This window comes from Bacillus sp. NPDC094077, assembly GCF_050279465.1.
In the GTDB taxonomy this organism is placed as follows: Bacteria; Bacillota; Bacilli; order Bacillales; family Bacillaceae_G; genus Bacillus_A.
The window spans coordinates 165,929-184,574 of the sequence record NZ_JBNNUF010000009.1; the positions used below are offsets into that span (position 1 = coordinate 165,929).

An 18,646-nucleotide genomic window follows, 5' to 3' on the forward strand; every position below is an offset into this window, starting at 1 on the left:
ATACACTGTTCTTTTCCAGCTCTACGCTTATTTTAAACTCAGCTACTTCACACAACACATGAACTGATGCAACTCTTTAAAAGTTACACCATTTCACTATCCCCAACCCCATCAACACTCTCTTCAAACTTATCAAGCAAAGCACGCACTTCATCCGTCGATTTCGTGCTCATTAATTGATTTCTTAGTTCAGCAGCTCCAGGGAAACCTTTTACATAAATTTTGAAAAAGCGATGAAGCCCTGTGATGGAACGTGGTAGTACTTCTGCATATTGATCTTGAAGATCAAGCTGCAGTCTTAAAAGATCTAGGTGTTCTTTACTGCTATGCTCTCTTGGCTCTTTTTCAAAAGCAAATGGATTTTTAAAGATACCTCGTCCGATCATCACGCCATCAATGCCGTATTTTTCAGCAAGTTCCATCCCAGTTTGACGGTCAGGAATGTCTCCATTAATTGTTAGGAGCGTATTTGGTGCGATACGGTCACGTAATTTTTTGATCTCCGGAATTAGTTCCCAGTGCGCATCTACTTGGCTCATTTCTTCTCTTGTACGTAAATGAATAGAAAGGTTCGCAATGTCTTGTTTGAAAATGTGCGTTAACCAATCCTCCCACTCACTTAACTCTTTAAAGCCAAGTCGTGTTTTTACGCTGACAGGCAGTCCGCCCGCTTTTGCTGCTTGAATAAGTTCTGCCGCAACGTCTGGACGTAGAATAAGGCCACTACCTTTTCCTCTCGATGCCACATTCGGTACCGGGCAGCCCATATTAATATCGATGCCTTTAAATCCTAGCTCCGCCATACCAATACTCATTTGACGGAAATATTCAGGATTATCTCCCCAAATATGTGCCACCATTGGCTGTTCATCTTCTGTAAAAATTAAACGGCCACGCACACTTTTCATACCTTCTGGATGGCAATAGCTATCCGAGTTTGTAAACTCTGTGAAAAATACATCCGGGCGACCAGCTTCACTTACTACATGACGGAAAACAACATCTGTCACATCTTCCATTGGTGCAAGTACAAAAAATGGTCGCGGTAAATCACGCCAAAAATTATCTATCATTTCAAATTCAAATCCTCTCACTATGAATACAAATTCAAACTCTCAATTAAAAAATATAAGGCCAAATAACACCAGTACATTTGGACATTTATAATTTGTGAAAATCAGCAATATTTATTTTAACTAAAATCGTTGCTGAATGGTATTTTTATAAAGTGAAACTTTAATCAGTGGGGGTTTCTTCATCCCCACTGATTATTAGTTGAACCAATCGGGCTTTTACGGGATAAACCAAAAAGCAGATGGTATAGATTTTTCTATATCAACTGCTTTTCTATTATACCAACGTAAGCCAAGCCACACACTCCACATGCGTAGTATGCGGGAACATATCAACAGGTTGTACTTCCTGTGTTTTATATCCACCTTCTTCTAATACTTTTAAGTCACGTGCTAATGTTGCGGGGTTACATGATACGTATACGACGCGTTTTGGCTTCATGTCAATGATTGTGTTTAGTAATGCTTCATCACAGCCTTTACGCGGTGGGTCCACGACCATTGTGTCGGCAATTACGCCTTCTTTGTACCATTTTGGAATGACTACTTCTGCTTCTCCTACTGCGAATTCAGCGTTTGTCATGTTGTTTAACGCTGCGTTTCGGTTTGCGTCTTCGATTGCTTCTGGGACGATTTCAACGCCGTATACTTTCTTCGCTTTTTGCGCTAGGAATAAAGAGATTGATCCGATTCCGCAATATGCGTCGATTACTGTTTCGTTACCATTTAATTTTGCATATTCTAACGTTTTATCGTATAGCACTTTCGTTTGCTCTGGGTTTACTTGATAGAATGAACGTGCTGAAATCGCAAATTTAATGTCACCGATAAAGTCATAAATATATTCTGATCCGTACAGTACTGTCGTTGTGTCTCCGAAGATTACGTTTGTACGCTTCGTATTTACGTTTTGAACGATTGATTTTACTTCTGGGAATTTCGCTGCAATCTCTTCAATGATTGCTTTTTTGTTTGGCAATTCTGCTGTACGTGTAATGAAGACAAGCATAATTTCCCCTGTTACTTGTCCGTAACGAGCCATTACATGGCGAAGTGTTCCTTTGTTACGCTCTTCGTTGTACGCCGAGATACCGTGCTTTTCGCAAATACGTTTTACTTCTTGAATAAGTGCATCGTTTTCTTCCGCCTGAATTAAACATGATTCCATATTGATGATGTCATGTGTTCCTTGACGATAGAAACCAGCTACAAGTCCGCCTTCATGTTCTCCGATTGGTACTTGTGCTTTATTACGGTATACCCATGGGTTTTTCATGCCAAGTACAGGATGAACAGGAACATCACTTAGTCCGCCGATGCGCTGCATAACGTCACGTACTTGTTTTTCTTTCGCTTGTAATTGTCCTTCATATGTTAAGTGCTGAAGCTGACAACCGCCGCACTGGTTATATACTGGGCATTCTGCATCTTTACGATATGGGCTTTCTGTATGAATCTTCATTAAACGACCAAATGCGAAGTTTTTCTTCACTTTAATAATTTTAATTTGCGCTTCCTCACCTGGTAATCCGTTTTTGACGAAAATAGGATAGCCTTTTACTTTCGCAACACCGGCACCATCGTGCGTCAAATCTTCAAATACTACATCTATAAACTCGTTTTTCTCAACTGGTGGCGTCATTTTATTACTCATTTTCCGACCTCTCTTTTTCATAACACTGCGTTACATTTTATCATACTTATATGGTCTATTTCTATTGGAAGAAAAAAAGCTATTGACGATACTTCTCTGTTAATGTTACGCTACTACTAATTTAATACGGACGATGTTACCTCATATATACTTGATAATATGGATCGAGAGTTTCTACCCGGCAACCTTAAATTGCTGGACTATGGGGAAAACTAATGAATATTAGCCTATGCGCAAAAAAGGACTCATATTGATTAGCTTTCTCTCATAGATGAAAGTGAATCCATATGGGTCTTTTTTTATTTTTATTTTTCTAAAAGGTCAGACATCTTACGTATGACATAAAACCTCTTCATTTTATTTTTAGTAATATAACGAGCGTTTTATGTACAAACTTTATACGAACTTCTGAAAGGGGCAACTACATGCAATATGTAATGAGCATTATCGGTATTCTTGTCGTTTTAGGTTTATGTTTTGCTTTGTCAAACAACAAAAGTAAAATCAACTTCCGTGCAATTGCAATTATGATTGGTTTCCAAATTTTAATTGGTTGGTTTATGTTTGGCACAAAGATTGGTCAACAAATTATTATTTTCATTAGTAAAGTTTTCAACAAACTAATTAAACTTGGTACGACAGGTGTCGATTTTCTCTTTAATGGAATTCAAAGAGATTTTGTCTTTTTCTTAAACGTATTATTAATTATCGTATTTTTCTCAGCACTACTTTCAATCTTTAGTTATTTAGGTGTTTTACCATTCATCGTTCGCGTTGTCGGCGGTGCAATTTCAAAAATTACTGGTTTACCACGTGTTGAATCATTCCACGCAGTAAACTCTGTATTCTTCGGTTCAAGTGAAGCGCTAATCGTTATTAAAAACGATTTACAACATTTCAATAAAAACCGTATGTTTATCATTTGTTGTTCTGCGATGAGCTCAGTTTCTGCTTCTGTTACAGCATCATACGTTATGATGTTAGATGCAAAATACGTACTAGCAGCTCTTCCGCTAAACTTATTCTCAAGCTTAATCGTTTGTTCGTTATTAACACCAGTTGATACGAAAAAAGAAGACGAAGTGATTCAAAAATTTGATAGAACTCTATTCGGAGACAGTTTTATCGGCGCAATGATTAACGGTGCGCTTGACGGTTTAAAAGTAGCTGGTATCGTTGCTGCATTAATGATTGCCTTCATCGGTGTGATGGAAGTTGTGAACTACGTAATTAGCGCAGCTTCAGGTGCAATGGGACATGCTGTTACGTTACAACAAATCTTCGGTTACGTACTTGCTCCATTCGCATTCTTAATGGGTATTCCAGCTCACGATATTATCCCAGCTGGTGGTATTATGGGTACGAAGATTGTATTAAACGAGTTTGTAGCCATCCTTGATTTAAAAGGTGTTGCATCAACATTATCTCCACGTACAGTTGGAATCGTTACAGTATTCTTAATTAGCTTCGCAAGTATTAGCCAAATTGGTGCGATCGTCGGTACAATCCGTGCCCTTTCTGAAAAACAAGGAAGCGTCGTATCTAAATTTGGTTGGAAAATGCTATTCGCATCAACACTTGCTTCTATTTTATCTGCGACAATCGCTGGATTGTTTATCTAATAAAAAACTCCACCTTACTTCTCTTTTTCTAAAGGAAGTTTGAGTGGAGTTTTTTTACTATCTTCTATATGTAAACTACTCCAGAAAAAAGCAAGACCTTTTGCCGAATTATTCCAAAAATGTATTCCCCTATATATTCTATGGTGTTATGATGGACAAGGGTATAACTCAAATTTTTTAGAACCTAAAATTTGAGTTATAGTCACTTATACGAATGACGATTTCATGACATAAGTGACTATAATTAAAACACAATAGAAGGATGATATAATGAAGAAATATACATATATCGCTTTATTTTCTTCTGCTATTCTCGTAGGTTGTAACACTAGTAATGCTAGTGATAAACAAATAAAAGAAACAACAGCGAAACAAGCAGTTGAACAGAAAAAAGCAAAAGCAGTAGAAATCCCTTTAACACAAGGGGTTATTACGTGGGATCCGTATGAATATAACGCACAAAATACCACGCTTTATACAAAAGATTTAAGAGATTCCTTTAAACAAGTACGTTACAACATTTGGCGTACTGCTGATGGCCCTGAAAGCAAACAGACTTTTACTTCACAAGAAAAAGATCGTAATTTCGCCCTCCCACTTCATTTAAAAACATTTCATTTAAAACGTGGTGAATTTCAAATTGAAACAGTAGGAATCAAAGAAGATAATACTGAAACAAATCTAGTAACATCTAAAATTACATTCCAGCAGCATGTACCACTTTTAATGTACCATGCGATTGAAAAATACCCTGGACCAAGTGATGGGGATTATGGCTTATACGTACCACCTGAACAATTCGAAAAACATATGCAATATTTAAAGGATAACGGTTATACGATGCTTACATTTGAGCGTTGGAATGATATAAATCGTGTAAATAAACCTATTTTTGTAACAATGGATGATGGTCGAAAAAATAATATGAATGCTCTTCATATTTTACAAAAATTAAAAGATGATAAATTTCAACCTGCTGCAACTGAATTTCTTACTGCAAATGAGATAGACAAACCAAATCGCCTATCGACAGATGATATAAAACAAATGATGGATTCAGGAATTTTTTCTATTCAATCTCATACCGCTAATCATACGATGATGGCTTATTCAAGTAATTATGATGAGGAATTACGTGGTTCGAAAGAAAAAATTGAAGCTCTTACGGGTAAAAAAGTCATCGCTCTCGCCTATCCAGTAGGGTCGTATAATGATCCAGCTGTTGAAGAAACAAAAAAATATTATGAGTTCGCAGTAACTACTGACCACGGTAATCACATTACAAAAGGCATTCCAAACGAACAATACTTAATTAAACGCCATTTTGTAGGGCCTAATACATCGATGGAGAAATTCATATCCCTTATAAAGTAAACTTTACTAAAATGCGAAAGAATAGATCTATTGAAAACCATTAACCTCTCTCACATCTAAAAATGATATGATGAACAAGGGTATGTCCCCACCTCTCTTATAGCGGTGGGGATTTTAAATATAAGTATGCAACATACTACACAATAGAAGGTGATTTTATGAGAAAATACGCAGCAATTGCTTTATGTACGTCTGCCATTTTAGCAGGGTGTAATACTAGCAACGTAAGTCCAGAACCTCAAAAAGAGAAAAAGGTTCAAGAAGTTAAGAAACAAGCAGAGACTGTGCAAGAACAAGGAAAAATTTCTTATAATCCAATTACACACGAATCTACAAACACAAGTATTCATATTACAGACATAAAGGATTCTTTAATCGAAGTACAATATAAAATTTGGCGCACTGCTGATGGAAAGGAACATGCTAAATCTTTTTCTTCTAAAGAAAAAGAGAAACAATTTACACTCCCCTTTGATATAAAAGAATTTGAAGGAAAACGCGGTGAGTTTCAAATTGAAGCAACAGGAATTAAGGAAGATGGGAAAACGATCCCGCTCACAAAATCTACTATGACTTTCGAGCAAAAAGTCCCTGTTCTTATGTACCACGCAATTGACGATTATCACGGACAAGGTATTAAAGACTTATTCGTATCACCTGCTAACTTTGAAGCACAAATGAAATATTTAAAAGACAACGATTATACATTGTTAACTTTTGAACGCTGGGGCGATATAAATAAAGTAAATAAACCGATTTTCGTTACATTTGATGATGGTATGAAAAATAATATGAATGCATTTCGTGTTTTACAAAAGCTAAAAGATGATACTTTTAAACCAGCGGCAACGGAATATATGATCGTAGATAACGTTGATGCAGACGGATCTCTTTCTACATCTGAAATAAAAGAAATGGTTGATTCCGGCATTTTCTCTGTACAATCTCATACAGCAACACATGCAGACTTGCCGAAAATAACCAACTATGAAGAAGAGTTAAAAGGATCGAAAGAAAAGCTAGAAAAAATAACAGGTAAGCCTGTTATCGCAATTGCTTATCCATTCGGCCATGTAGATGATAAAGTTGTCGCAGAAACGAAGAAATACTATCAATTTGCAACGACAACAAAGCCTGGACAATTCATTACGAAAGGTGAACAAGATGAATTACTAAAAATGAAGCGCGTTCGTATACACCATACAACTACAGTTGAACAATTTGCTTCTTCCATTAAATAAATATGAGAGCTCATTACATTTTGAGCTCTCTTTTTACGGTATATTTATATATATTTTTTGAATTTTCTTGTATTATATATAGTAAGAAATCTTTCAAATTAAAGGAGATTATACATATGTCATTTGAACAAACGTTAGAGAAATATGCTGCCCTTGCAGTTAATGTCGGTGTTAATATTCAACCAGGACAAACATTATCAATTAGTGCACCTCTTGAGGCTGTGCAATTTGTACGCCTCGTTACAGAAAAAGCATATAAATCTGGTGCAAAACACGTATATGTGGATTGGAATGATGAGACGTTAACACGCTTAAAGTTCGATCTAGCTCCTGAAGAAGCATTTGCTGAGTTCCCATCTTGGAAAGCACATTCTCGTGAAGAATTAGCAAAAGAAGGCGCTGCATTTATGTCTATTTATGCAGAAAATCCTGACTTATTAAAAGGTGTAGAACCAACGCGTATCGCAACTGCTCATAAAGTAGCTGGAGAAGCGATGAAAGTATACCGTGATTATGTACAAGCAGATAAAGTAAGCTGGTGTGTAATTTCTGTTCCTACGAAAGAATGGGCTGCAAAAGTATTCCCTGATGTAGCGCCAGAAGAACAAGAAGCAAAACTATGGGATGCTATCTTCAAAGCTACTCGCGCTGATTTAGAAAATCCTGTGGAAGCATGGAAAGAACATGATGAAACGCTACATACAAAAGTTGATTACTTAAACGAAAAGCACTATAAAGCTCTTCACTATACAGGCCCTGGAACAGATTTAACGATTGAACTTCCAGAAAAGCATGTATGGGCTGGTGCTGGTAGTCTAAATGAAAAGAACGTACCATTTATGGCTAACATTCCAACTGAAGAAGTATTTACAATGCCACTTAAAACAGGCGTAAACGGCCAAGTGTCTAGCACAAAGCCGTTAGCATTTGCAGGTAACATTATCGATAACTTCACATTAACATTTGAAAACGGACGTATCGTAGACTATAAAGCTGAAGCTGGTGAAGAAGCTTTAAAACATTTAGTAGAAACAGATGAAGGTTCTCACTTCTTAGGAGAAGTAGCTTTAGTACCTCATGATTCACCAATTTCAAACACAAATATTTTATTCTACAATACACTATTTGACGAAAATGCATCTTGCCACCTTGCAATCGGAAATGCTTATGCATTTAACTTAGTTGGTGGAAAAACAATGTCTAAAGAAGAACTTGCTGAAAATGGTGCAAACGCTAGTATTACACACGAAGACTTTATGATTGGCTCAGCTGAACTTGATATCGACGGTATTACAGCTGATGGAAGACACGAACCAATCTTCCGTAAAGGTAACTGGGCGTTTTAATAAAAATAAAAGGCTATCTTCCACACTGGAAGGTAGCCTTTTATGATGCCGATGAAACCTTAAGTCCAATTACTCCTAAAACAATAAAGAGAATACAAAATGCTTGGAATAAGCTAATATGCTCTTTAAAGAAGTACACACTAATGATTGTAATAAGGAGCGTTCCTACACCAGACCAAATTGCATAAGCAATGCTTAAATGAATCTTTTTAACAACGATAGCAAATACACTAAAACAAATGCCGTAGAATACGAAAATAAGTACACTTGGAACAATTTTTGTTAAACCGTTCGATAGTTTCATCGCAATTGTTCCAGCTACTTCAAAAATAATTGTAACAAGTAATAATAGCCAATATACCATACTAGAATCTCCTTCTCTGTGACCTTATAGAGATTCTAGTATACTACTTATAGTCCTAATGAAATATATTTAATTTCTAAATATTCCTCGATACCGAAATGGCCTCCTTCACGGCCGATACCACTTTCTTTAAACCCACCAAATGGTGCTTGTGCAACTGACGGAAGACCGTCATTTAAACCGATAATGCCGTACTCTAGCGCTTCGCTAATTTGGAATGCTTGACTAATATCTTTTGTGAAAATATACGCTGCCAAACCGTATGGTGTATTATTTGCACGTTCGATTACTTCTTCAACTGTTTTAAATTTCGCAACAGGTGCAACTGGCCCAAATGTTTCTTCGTTCATACAAAGCATCGTATCATTCGCCAATCCAATTACAGTCGGTTGAATGAAGTGTCCATCTAACTCTGCAATTTTTTGGCCACCATATAAAACTTCTCCGCCCTTTTGAATAGCATCTTCGATATGTTCTTGTACTTTTGAAACTGCATTCTCATCAATAAGTGGTCCTACAGTAGTTCCGTCACCGAAGCCGTCTCCTACTTTCAGTTGCCCTACTGCCGTTTGGAACTTCTCTACAAATACTTCGTACACTTCTTCTTGAACGAATACTCGGTTTGTACATATACATGTTTGTCCTGCGTTACGGAATTTCGAACCAATCACCGCTTCTACCGCTTTATCTAAATCAGCATCATTCATTACGATAAATGGTGCGTGGCCACCTAATTCTAATGAAACTTTTTTCATCGTTTGTGCAGCACTAGCCATTAATTCTTTCCCGATTTCAGTTGATCCTGTGAAAGACACTTTTCGAACGCGGCCATCTTCCATCCACGTATCAGCAATTGCTTTCGCACTACCTGTTACAATATTTATGACGCCTTTCGGAATGTCTGCTTCATGGGCTAATTCGGCTAATTTCAATGCAGTTAATGGTGTTTGACTTGCAGGTTTCACAACTGCCGTACAGCCTGCTGCAAGCGCTGGAGCTACCTTTCTTGTAATCATAGCAGCCGGGAAGTTCCAAGGTGTAATAGCTGCCATAACGCCAACCGGTTGCTTCATAACTAAAATACGTTTATTCGGATGAGAAGCAGGAATCATTTCGCCATATACGCGTTTCCCTTCTTCCGCATACCATTCAACAAAACTATTTGCATAATTCACTTCACCAAGTGCTTCTGCAAATGGCTTTCCTTGCTCCTTCGTCATAATCGCTGCGATTTCTTCTTTATTTTCATCAATAAGTGTAAACCACTTTTTTAATTTCACTGCACGATCCGCTGCTGTTAACTTAGACCATGTTTTAAAAGCTTCATGTGCAGCATCAACAGCTTGCTTTGCCTCTGTTACTCCGCCTTTAGGTACAGTTGCAAATACTTCTTGTGTTGCTGGATTGTTAATTTCAATTTGTTCTTGTAACGTAATCCACTCGCCATTTATATACATTGCCTTTTTATCTAAGTTTACGAACATCACTTTTTTATCCAATGTTTTCTTCCTCCTCTATGAACTTCTTAATCTTCCTAGTAGCAGCAGATTGACTTATTTGCAAAAACTCAGCCACTTTATAACTTGATCCATACGTTTTATATGCTTTAAGAATAATATTTCTCTCTACCTCTTCCAGCATTCTATAAAGACTTTGGCCAGATTGTTCAACTGTGGCCTCTTGCATAGATAGTGGCAAATCTTCTACCGTTACAAAATCATCTGTAGTGATAACAATTCTTTCAATTACATTCTCTATTTCCCTATTGTTTCCTTCCCACGGGTATCCGACAAACATTTGTAACGTACTAGGTGCTAACTTTACATCACGTCCGTACTTTGTATTAAAGTGCTGTAAATAATGATAAATGAGCGGTAAAATGTCTTCTGTTCTTTCCCGAAGTGGCGGAATTGAAATTGGAATGACATTCAGACGATAGTATAAATCTTTTCTGAATGTCCCTTGTTTCACCATCTCACTTAAATCTCTATTTGTTGCCGCTACAATTCTAACGTCCACCTTTTTTAATTCTCTTCCGCCTATAGGACGAAACGTTTTTTCTTGCAATACTTGTAACAGCTTCGCTTGAATTTCAAGCGGCATTTCACCAATTTCATCTAAGAAAAGAGTCCCTTTATGCGCTGATTCTAATAACCCCTTTTTCCCTTCACGATTTGCACCTGTAAAAGATCCACCTGAATATCCAAAAAGTTCCGATTCAATTAAATTCGTCGGTAATGCCGCACAATTAATTTCAGAGAAACTTTCATTTTTTCGGTGACTCACTTCATGTAAATGGCGTACTAATCGGCTTTTTCCCACTCCAGTCTCACCTAATACGAGAACAGTACTATCTACCACAGATACTTTTTTGATTGTTTCGACTATTTTTTGCATAGCAATGCTTTTAAAAATAAGGCCTTCATGCTCATAGGTTTCTCTTAATTCTTTTTTATATGTTTTTAACTGATTATCCATTTCCTCTACCTTTTGACGCAATTGATAGAGTTCAGTAAGATCTCGAGAATAACTAATCACTCTTCTTAAATTTCCCTCATCATCAAAAACAGGCCTTGTACGAACATGTAAATACTCTCCTGATTTTGTCGTTTGAACGAGTTCAATCGGTCTCTTTTTTTCGATCACTTCTAATGTTGCTGATGGATAAAAGATCCCATCCTTTTGCAATTCTTTCACATGCTTACCTACTAACTCTTCAGCAGCTAGTTGATAGTGCCTTTCACATGTACTATTTACACGTACAACGATCCCCTGCTCATCAGTAACAAAAATTTCGTCAAACGCATATTCAAATACATCTTTTAAATCCATTAACACTCGTTCCTTTTCTGCAACCATCCTAGCCACCCCTAACTTCAAATCCATCAATTCACTTCACTACCTCTATTATAAAGTGAATTTTCCGCATTTTATATAGAGTCAGCTAGAATGTTTGCGATTTATAATTCAGTTTTTAAACACGAGCAATGTTCGCTTGCTCATAACAAACTTGTAATGACTCTTCAATTATCGTTAACCCTTCCTCAAGTTGCTCATCTGTAATAACTAATGGCATTAACACACGTATAACATTTCCATATGTTCCAGCTGATAATAAAAGTAATCCGCGTTTATTTGCTTCTGCACATAAATTAGCTGTTAATGCTTTATCTGGTACTTTCGTCTTGCGATCTGTAACAAGTTCAAATGCACACATCGCTCCTAATCCGCGCACATCACCGATGCAATTATATTTATTTTTCATCTCTTGGAATCGGTCCATTACAACTTTCCCTAATTCTATCGCTCTATCATTTAATTTCTCTTTTTCTATCACATCAAGTACAGCTAATGCAGCCGCACACCCTAGTGGACTTCCTGCATACGTTCCGCCAAGCTCTCCTGGTGCAGACTCATTCATAATTTCTTTACGCCCAATCACACCACTTATCGGTACACCTGCTCCCAATGATTTAGACACAGTAATTAAATCCGGAACGACATCATAATGATCAATTGCAAAGTATTTTCCTGTACGACTAAAGCCTGTTTGAATTTCATCCGCTACAAATAAAATACCGTGCTCTGAACAAATGCGGCGTACTTCTTGAACAAATTTCTTACTTGGTACGATAAATCCACCTTCTCCTTGAACGGGTTCCATTACAACAGCCGCAATTGTTTCTGGTGCTACTTCTGATATGAAGAAGTTCTTGAACTCTTCAATAATAAAATCATCATACTGTTCTTCCGTTAGCCCCTCTGGACGACGGTACTCATATGGGAATGGTGCTTTATATACTTCTGGAGCAAATGGACCAAATCCAAATTTATATGGCTTTACTTTACTTGTCATCGTCATTGTCATTAAAGTACGCCCGTGGAAACCTTTAGAAAATGCGATAATACCTGGTCTTTTCGTATATTTACGGGCGATTTTCACCGCATTCTCTACTGCCTCAGCGCCACTGTTTAAAAATAGCACTTGTTTATCAAAACGTCCTGGTGCTAATGCAGCAAGCTTTTCCGCTAATTCAATATAAGGCTCATACATCATGACATTAAATCCAGTATGAATGTATTGATCTACTTGTTTATGAAGTGCTTCTTTAACATCTGGATGACAATGTCCTACGTTAATTGTCCCTATTGCTCCTGCGAAATCAATGTACTGATTACCATCAACATCTGTTACAAGAGCCCCATTTGCAGACTGTACAAACGTTGGGATGCCGTTACTTACTCCTTTTGGCACTATATTTTGGCGGCGTTCTAATAAAGCTGCTGCTTTTGGTCCTGGAATTTGTTCATTTACTTTAGCAAATTTTTTTGTATTCATCGCGTACCCCATCCTTTTCTTTACATTGTTTTCTCTTTTTATTGCAAAATGTATGCCAACTTTCCTTTCCTGTATTCAACCTATATTCTTTGTATTTCGACATAAAAAATAAGTCTATAAAGACTCATCAAGAGTCTTTATAGACTTATTTTCCTTGCGCACTAGACTTCCCTTGTTCCCAAATAAACTCACCTGAATGCGAAATAAAATCCCCAACAGATTGTACTACTAAATCCGCAAGTGGTTCTAAAGTTTGGCGGTCTCCCGTACCAGATAGTACTCCAATTGCATAGCAATCACCACCGTTTTTAGCTAAATATAAATCAGTTGGCGTATCTCCAACGACTGCCACTTCACATGCATCTAAATGAAACCTTTCACAAAAGGATTCTACAATTCTTTTATCCGGTTTCTGTGCCGGAAACGTATCAGAAGCTACAACATAATCAAAAAAGGACTCTAATTGATATTGTTTTAAAAATAATTCTGTCGGCGCGAAATCATCAGCTGTAACAACACCTAAAATAAATCCTCTATCTTTTAAAACTTGTAAAATTCCCGGTAAATCCGCCGTCATTCTCATATAGGAACGATGCTCGTACATAAGTGCAAATAATTTTTCACTTACCCACTCATGCATTTCCTCTTCCTTAGATAACGTAATGTACTTACAAAGCCCCTTTGCTATATCAAGGCTTGTTCCAGCTGCCAGTGCGCTACGTGGATGAACAGATACCCCATCCACACCGATTTCTTTTAATAGAGTTGGCTGCATCGACTCTGGGAGTTGATATAATTTTATACATTCCGCTACAAGCTCTTCAGCTACTTTTATCCAAATTGAATGAAAATCCATTAATGTACCATCTTTATCAAATAGTATTGCTTTTAATTTCTCCATAGCACCCTACCTCCCATTTCTTATCCCCTTCAGTGTATCAATAAAATATGGATGTAAAATAAATGAATTGTAAAAATACCATAAAAATCAAACTAACTTCCAATTTACAATTCCTCTATAAAAACAAAAAGGATGCCTTTACAGGGCATCCTCTTGATGTTCAGGAACGAATAGTTCAAGACAATGGTACATATTTTCAAATTCCATCGGTGCATCTCCACCATATTCACCGTCTAAGTTAATCATCAACTTATCTGGTGAATGGACTTTAATTCGATTCGCTTGTGTATATAATACTTTCGGATTATTAATATGTTCACCACGTTGCGCTTGCGTTGCTGCTTTAATTAAATCCGCAATAGAACCTTTTTTCAGCACTAATAAATCAAATAGCCCGTCGTTAATAGATGCATATGGTGCTACCTTTTCAAATCCACCAACTGAACGAGTATTTGTAATTAAAAACATCGTAATTTCTTCTTGTAGTAATTTTCCATCATACTCAATTTCAACATATGTTGGATGTAATGACGGTAACATTTCGATACCCTTTAAATAATAAGCAAGTTGTCCTAATACGGTCTTTAACTTACTCGGTACTTCATACGTTAATTCCGTAATACGACCGCCACCAGCGATGTTAATAAAATATGTATCGTTCGCTCTACCAAGGTCTAATGGTACGGTCTTACCTTCACAAATAATATCCGCTGCCTCTTCAATAGAACGAGGCACACCGATTGCACGTGCAAAGTCATTTGTCGTTCCAACTGGAATAATTCCAAATTTAGGACGGAATTCATGTCCAACTAAACCGTTTACTACTTCATTTAACGTACCGTCACCGCCAGCCGCAATAACAACATCAAATTTACGCTCTACAGCTTGCCTCGCTGCCACAGTTGCGTCTCCAGGACCAGTTGTCGCATGACAAGACGCTTCATATCCAGCTTGTTCTAATTTTTGTAATACTTCTGGTAAGCTCTTCTTAAACAGCTCACGCCCAGAAGTAGGATTATAAATAATTCTTGCTCGCTTCATCATTTATTAGCACAGGAAATTTCCTTATTCATTGAAAAAGAACATACCGAACTTCTATTCAGTATTCCTATGCCTACCTCCTCTCATCTTCCTATCCTTCTTTTATCCCGCTCAAACAGGCAGTAAGAACCCGATTCGTGTAGTCCATCAAAAGCAATATTCTCTCGTAATGGCGTGTTGCTTTATTTGACCAAGAAATTTATCCCGCATTAACGGGCAGTAAAACTCCCACCTCAAAATTCGGCTGGGGCAAAGAAGTTAGGTGGGAGATCAACTGCCCGTAAATGCCCGATTGGTTCAACTAATAATCAGTGGGGGATGAACAAAGCCCCCACTGATTAAAGTTTCACTTTATGTCTATCCATTCTTCCATAAAAATTTACATATAACGAATAACAACTATCTATTATTTCATGAGATGAAAAAAACCTCTATGTTTAGATTTATCATTATTCCCACCTTTTTGCAACTATCATACCATAGTTGCTATACAAACAGTTTTCCACTTTTGACAGTTAATCAAACGTTTGTTTAAACGATTTTGTCTCATTTAAACAAACGTTTGATTAACCTAGAAAAACACCCATGTACGGGTGCTTTTCTGTTTAATCTTTAATAGTTACTACTATTTTTTTATCCCGCTATTCTTGGCCAGTAAGACTCCTACCTCAAAATTTGAATCAAACAAAAAAACTCGGTGGGAGATCAACTGGCCGTAAATGCTCGATTGGTTCAACTAATAATTAGTGGGGGTACCCCCACTAATTAAAGTTTCACTTTATCGCTTATTAATCTCTTCAAGCAAGATTTTGTTAACAAGCGGTGGATTTGCTTGTCCTTTTGTCGCTTTCATAATTTGACCAACTAAGAAGCCAATTGCACGATCTTTACCGTTTTTAAAGTCTTCAATAGATTGCTCATTATTATCAAGGATTTCTGTTACAACCTTACGAAGTGTGCCTTCGTCAGAAATTTGAACAAGACCTTTCGCTTTAACAATTTCCTCTGGATCTCCACCTTTTTCAATTAATTCATTAAATACTTTCTTCGCGATTTTAGAAGAAATTGTACCTTTTTCAATTAATTGAACCATTTTAGATAAACCAGCAGGCGTTAATGCAACGTCTTTTAATTCTTTTTGTTGTTTGTTTAAGTACGCAAGCACTTCACCCATTAACCAGTTTGATGTTAATTTCGCATCAGCACCGTCTGCAACAGTTGCTTCAAAGAAATCTGACATCTCTTTCGTTAATGTTAATACGTGTGCATCATAAGCTGGTAAGCCAAGTTCTGCAACGTAGCGAGCTTTACGTGCATCTGGAAGTTCTGGAATAGAAGCACGAACTTCTTCTTTCCACTCATCATCGATGTAAAGTTCAACTAAATCTGGCTCTGGGAAGTAACGGTAATCGTCAGATCCTTCTTTCACACGCATTAAGATTGTTTTCTTCGTTGCTTCATCATAACGACGTGTTTCTTGTTGGATGATACCACCAGATAATAATTCTTTTTCTTGGCGCACTTGCTCATGCTCAAGACCTTTTTGCACGTAAGTGAAAGAGTTTAAGTTTTTCAGTTCTGCTTTTGTACCGAACTTCTCTTGTCCAACTGGACGAAGGGAAATATTCGCATCACAACGTAGAGAACCTTCTTCCATCTTACAATCAGATACGCCAGTATATTGAATGATTGATTTTAACTTCTCTAAGTATGCGTATGCTTCTTCTGGCGTACGCATATCTGGCTCAGATACGATTTCAATTAAAGGCATACCTTGACGGTTATAGTCTACTAATGATCCATCAGCTGTATGCGTTGATTTACCAGCATCTTCTTCTAAATGAAGACGTGTAATACCGATACGTTTCTTTTTACCGTCTACCTCGATTTCAATCCAACCATTTTCTCCAATTGGCTTATCAAATTGAGAGATTTGGTAAGCTTTCGGATTATCTGGATAGAAATAGTTTTTACGGTCGAACTTCGTTTCCGTTGCGATTTCACAGTTTAATGCCATTGCAGCTTTCATTGCAAAGTTAACTGCTTCTTTATTTAAAGTAGGAAGTACCCCCGGGTATCCTAAGTCAATTACACTTGTTTGTGTATTTGGCTCTGCTCCGAATTCTGTTGGACTCGCAGAGAAAATTTTCGAATTTGTTTTTAACTCAACGTGAACCTCTAAACCAATAATTGTTTCTAAATTCATCTATGCTCGCCTCCTTACAGACTTGCTTTTTTTGTATGATAGTCTGTTGCTTGCTCAAACGCATGTGCAACGCGGTAAATTGTCGCTTCGTCGAAGTGTTTACCGATGATTTGTAAACCAAGTGGCATGTTGTTAGCACCGAACCCACATGGAACAGAAATCGCTGGAACACCCGCTAAGTTTACTGGAATTGTTAAAATGTCGTTTGCATACATTATCATTGGATCATCAACTTTTTCGCCCACTTTAAATGCCGGAGTTGGCGTTGTTGGTCCAATAATAACATCATAATTAGCAAATACATTTTCAAAGTCGTTTTTAATTAATGTACGTACTTGTTGTGCTTTTTTGTAATATGCATCATAGTAACCAGAGCTAAGAGCAAATGTACCAAGCATAATACGACGTTTTACTTCATCACCGAAACCTTCGCTACGTGTGTTTTTGTAAAGATCTAATAAATTATTTACATTATCAGAACGAACACCGTAACGTACGCCATCGAAGCGTGAAAGGTTAGCTGATGCTTCAGAAGAAGATAGTAAGTAATATGTTGCTAGAGCGTATTTAGAGTGCGGAAGGGATACTTCCTCCCAAGTTGCGCCCATACCTTCTAATACTTTTAAAGCAGCTAGTACTGACTCACGAGCTTCTTCGCCAACACCTTCACCTAAGTATTCTTTCGGTACAGCGATGCGTAAACCTTTAACATCGCCTGTTAAACCAGCTAAGTAGTTTCCAACTTCAACATTTGCAGAAGTTGCATCCATACGGTCAATACCTGAAATAGCTTGTAATAAGTATGCATTGTCTTCTACTGTACGTGTAATCGGTCCGATTTGGTCAAGTGATGATGCGAATGCTACTAATCCGTAACGAGATACGCGTCCGTAAGTTGGTTTTAAACCTACCACACCGCAATATGCAGCTGGTTGACGGATAGAACCACCCGTATCAGAACCTAGAGAGAATAATACTTCTCCTGCTGCTACAGCTGCCGCAGAACCACCACTAGATCCACCTGGAACATAGTCTAAGTTCCATGGGTTTTTCGTAGCATAGAAACCTGAGTTTTCATTTGAAGAACCCATTGCGAACTCGTCCATATTTAATTTACCGATTGTAATTGTGTCAGCAGCTTTTAGCTTTTGTACAACTGTCGCATCATAAATTGGATCGAAGTTTGCTAATATTTTGCTCGCACAAGTTGTACGAAGTCCGTTAGTTACAATGTTATCCTTTACACCGATAGGCATACCGAATAGTAAACCATTATCTTCAGCGCCAATCTTAGCATCTAATTCTTTCGCTTTCGCGCGTGCATTTTCTTCATCTAATGTAAGAAAAGCTTTTACGTTATCTTCAACATCCGCAATACGTTTGTAAGATTCTTCTACTAAATCCGTAACGGAAATTTCTTTGTTGTTTAACTTCTTATGTAATTCTGATACTGAATGATCAAATAATGACATCGAAATTCCCCTC

14 protein-coding genes and 1 riboswitch are annotated in these 18,646 nt (G+C 37.3%); of the genes, 4 read left to right on the forward strand and 10 right to left on the reverse strand.

The annotated features are described in order from the left end of the window. Window positions 1–83: 83 nt before the first annotated feature. Both ACQKNR_RS20710 and rlmD read right to left on the reverse strand, forming a co-directional pair. Entirely contained in the window at window positions 84–1,073 is a 990-nt protein-coding gene (locus ACQKNR_RS20710) for a tRNA dihydrouridine synthase (protein ID WP_427320164.1), read from the reverse strand. 277 nt (window positions 1,074–1,350) lie between these two features. Beyond that, entirely contained in the window at window positions 1,351–2,727 is a 1,377-nt protein-coding gene (gene rlmD / locus ACQKNR_RS20715) for a 23S rRNA (uracil(1939)-C(5))-methyltransferase RlmD (protein WP_427320166.1), read from the reverse strand. A 121-nt stretch (window positions 2,728–2,848) separates the two neighbouring features. Beyond that, window positions 2,849–2,950, forward strand: a riboswitch (purine riboswitch). Window positions 2,951–3,152: 202 nt separating this feature from the next. Between rlmD and ACQKNR_RS20720 the strand changes: the two genes are divergently transcribed. The 4 genes from ACQKNR_RS20720 (at window position 3,153) to ACQKNR_RS20735 (ending at window position 8,310) form a co-directional block, all read left to right on the forward strand. After that, a complete protein-coding gene (locus tag ACQKNR_RS20720; protein ID WP_427320168.1) occupies window positions 3,153–4,349 on the forward strand; it encodes a NupC/NupG family nucleoside CNT transporter in 1,197 nt (398 codons plus the stop codon). A 270-nt stretch (window positions 4,350–4,619) separates the two neighbouring features. Continuing rightward, window positions 4,620–5,723: a polysaccharide deacetylase family protein gene (locus tag ACQKNR_RS20725; protein ID WP_427320170.1), complete on the forward strand. Its 1,104-nt coding sequence runs from the start codon at window positions 4,620–4,622 to the stop codon at window positions 5,721–5,723. A 158-nt stretch (window positions 5,724–5,881) separates the two neighbouring features. Further along, the gene (locus ACQKNR_RS20730; RefSeq protein WP_427320172.1) at window positions 5,882–6,964 is read left to right on the forward strand and encodes a polysaccharide deacetylase family protein; all 1,083 of its coding nucleotides are present in this window, start codon (window positions 5,882–5,884) and stop codon (window positions 6,962–6,964) included. 116 nt (window positions 6,965–7,080) lie between these two features. Then, a complete protein-coding gene (locus ACQKNR_RS20735; protein ID WP_427320174.1) occupies window positions 7,081–8,310 on the forward strand; it encodes an aminopeptidase in 1,230 nt (409 codons plus the stop codon). Window positions 8,311–8,350: 40 nt separating this feature from the next. Here the strand turns inward: ACQKNR_RS20735 and ACQKNR_RS20740 are convergent, their stop codons facing one another. From ACQKNR_RS20740 to gatA, 8 genes are all read right to left on the reverse strand, one after another. Beyond that, entirely contained in the window at window positions 8,351–8,674 is a 324-nt protein-coding gene (locus ACQKNR_RS20740) for a DMT family transporter (protein WP_427320176.1), read from the reverse strand. A gap of 47 nt (window positions 8,675–8,721) precedes the next feature. Then, entirely contained in the window at window positions 8,722–10,173 is a 1,452-nt protein-coding gene (gene gabD / locus ACQKNR_RS20745) for an NADP-dependent succinate-semialdehyde dehydrogenase (protein WP_427320178.1), read from the reverse strand. Next, on the reverse strand, window positions 10,166–11,533 hold the full coding sequence (locus ACQKNR_RS20750) for a sigma-54 interaction domain-containing protein (protein ID WP_427320180.1): 1,368 nt from the start codon (window positions 11,531–11,533) through the stop codon (window positions 10,166–10,168). The genes gabD and ACQKNR_RS20750 overlap by 8 nt, the downstream gene beginning before the upstream one ends. A 115-nt stretch (window positions 11,534–11,648) precedes the next feature. Beyond that, window positions 11,649–13,013, reverse strand: coding sequence for a 4-aminobutyrate--2-oxoglutarate transaminase (gabT, locus tag ACQKNR_RS20755; RefSeq protein WP_427320182.1), 1,365 nt, complete (start codon window positions 13,011–13,013; stop codon window positions 11,649–11,651). 145 nt (window positions 13,014–13,158) lie between these two features. Next, complete coding sequence (locus ACQKNR_RS20760; RefSeq protein ID WP_427320184.1) at window positions 13,159–13,914, reverse strand: HAD family hydrolase; 756 nt, start codon at window positions 13,912–13,914, stop codon at window positions 13,159–13,161. Window positions 13,915–14,052: 138 nt separating this feature from the next. Further along, window positions 14,053–14,958, reverse strand: coding sequence for a diacylglycerol kinase (locus tag ACQKNR_RS20765; protein WP_000977677.1), 906 nt, complete (start codon window positions 14,956–14,958; stop codon window positions 14,053–14,055). 775 nt (window positions 14,959–15,733) lie between these two features. After that, window positions 15,734–17,161, reverse strand: coding sequence for an Asp-tRNA(Asn)/Glu-tRNA(Gln) amidotransferase subunit GatB (gatB, locus tag ACQKNR_RS20770; protein WP_193413996.1), 1,428 nt, complete (start codon window positions 17,159–17,161; stop codon window positions 15,734–15,736). Window positions 17,162–17,175: 14 nt separating this feature from the next. After that, the gene (gene gatA / locus ACQKNR_RS20775) at window positions 17,176–18,633 is read right to left on the reverse strand and encodes an Asp-tRNA(Asn)/Glu-tRNA(Gln) amidotransferase subunit GatA (protein ID WP_427320186.1); all 1,458 of its coding nucleotides are present in this window, start codon (window positions 18,631–18,633) and stop codon (window positions 17,176–17,178) included. Between the last annotated feature and the right edge of the window lie 13 nt (window positions 18,634–18,646).

Bases quoted from the DNA above. Each gene is read 5' to 3' on its own strand.
- ACQKNR_RS20710 (WP_427320164.1), bottom strand. From the start codon at position 1,073: ATGATAGATAATTTTTGGCGTGATTTACCGCGACCATTTTTTGTACTT.
- rlmD (WP_427320166.1), bottom strand. From the start codon at position 2,727: ATGAGTAATAAAATGACGCCACCAGTTGAGAAAAACGAGTTTATAGAT.
- ACQKNR_RS20720 (WP_427320168.1), top strand. From the start codon at position 3,153: ATGCAATATGTAATGAGCATTATCGGTATTCTTGTCGTTTTAGGTTTA.
- ACQKNR_RS20725 (WP_427320170.1), top strand. From the start codon at position 4,620: ATGAAGAAATATACATATATCGCTTTATTTTCTTCTGCTATTCTCGTA.
- ACQKNR_RS20730 (WP_427320172.1), top strand. From the start codon at position 5,882: ATGAGAAAATACGCAGCAATTGCTTTATGTACGTCTGCCATTTTAGCA.
- ACQKNR_RS20735 (WP_427320174.1), top strand. From the start codon at position 7,081: ATGTCATTTGAACAAACGTTAGAGAAATATGCTGCCCTTGCAGTTAAT.
- ACQKNR_RS20740 (WP_427320176.1), bottom strand. From the start codon at position 8,674: ATGGTATATTGGCTATTATTACTTGTTACAATTATTTTTGAAGTAGCT.
- ACQKNR_RS20750 (WP_427320180.1), bottom strand. From the start codon at position 11,533: ATGGTTGCAGAAAAGGAACGAGTGTTAATGGATTTAAAAGATGTATTT.
- gabT (WP_427320182.1), bottom strand. From the start codon at position 13,013: ATGAATACAAAAAAATTTGCTAAAGTAAATGAACAAATTCCAGGACCA.
- ACQKNR_RS20760 (WP_427320184.1), bottom strand. From the start codon at position 13,914: ATGGAGAAATTAAAAGCAATACTATTTGATAAAGATGGTACATTAATG.
- ACQKNR_RS20765 (WP_000977677.1), bottom strand. From the start codon at position 14,958: ATGATGAAGCGAGCAAGAATTATTTATAATCCTACTTCTGGGCGTGAG.
- gatB (WP_193413996.1), bottom strand. From the start codon at position 17,161: ATGAATTTAGAAACAATTATTGGTTTAGAGGTTCACGTTGAGTTAAAA.
- gatA (WP_427320186.1), bottom strand. From the start codon at position 18,633: ATGTCATTATTTGATCATTCAGTATCAGAATTACATAAGAAGTTAAAC.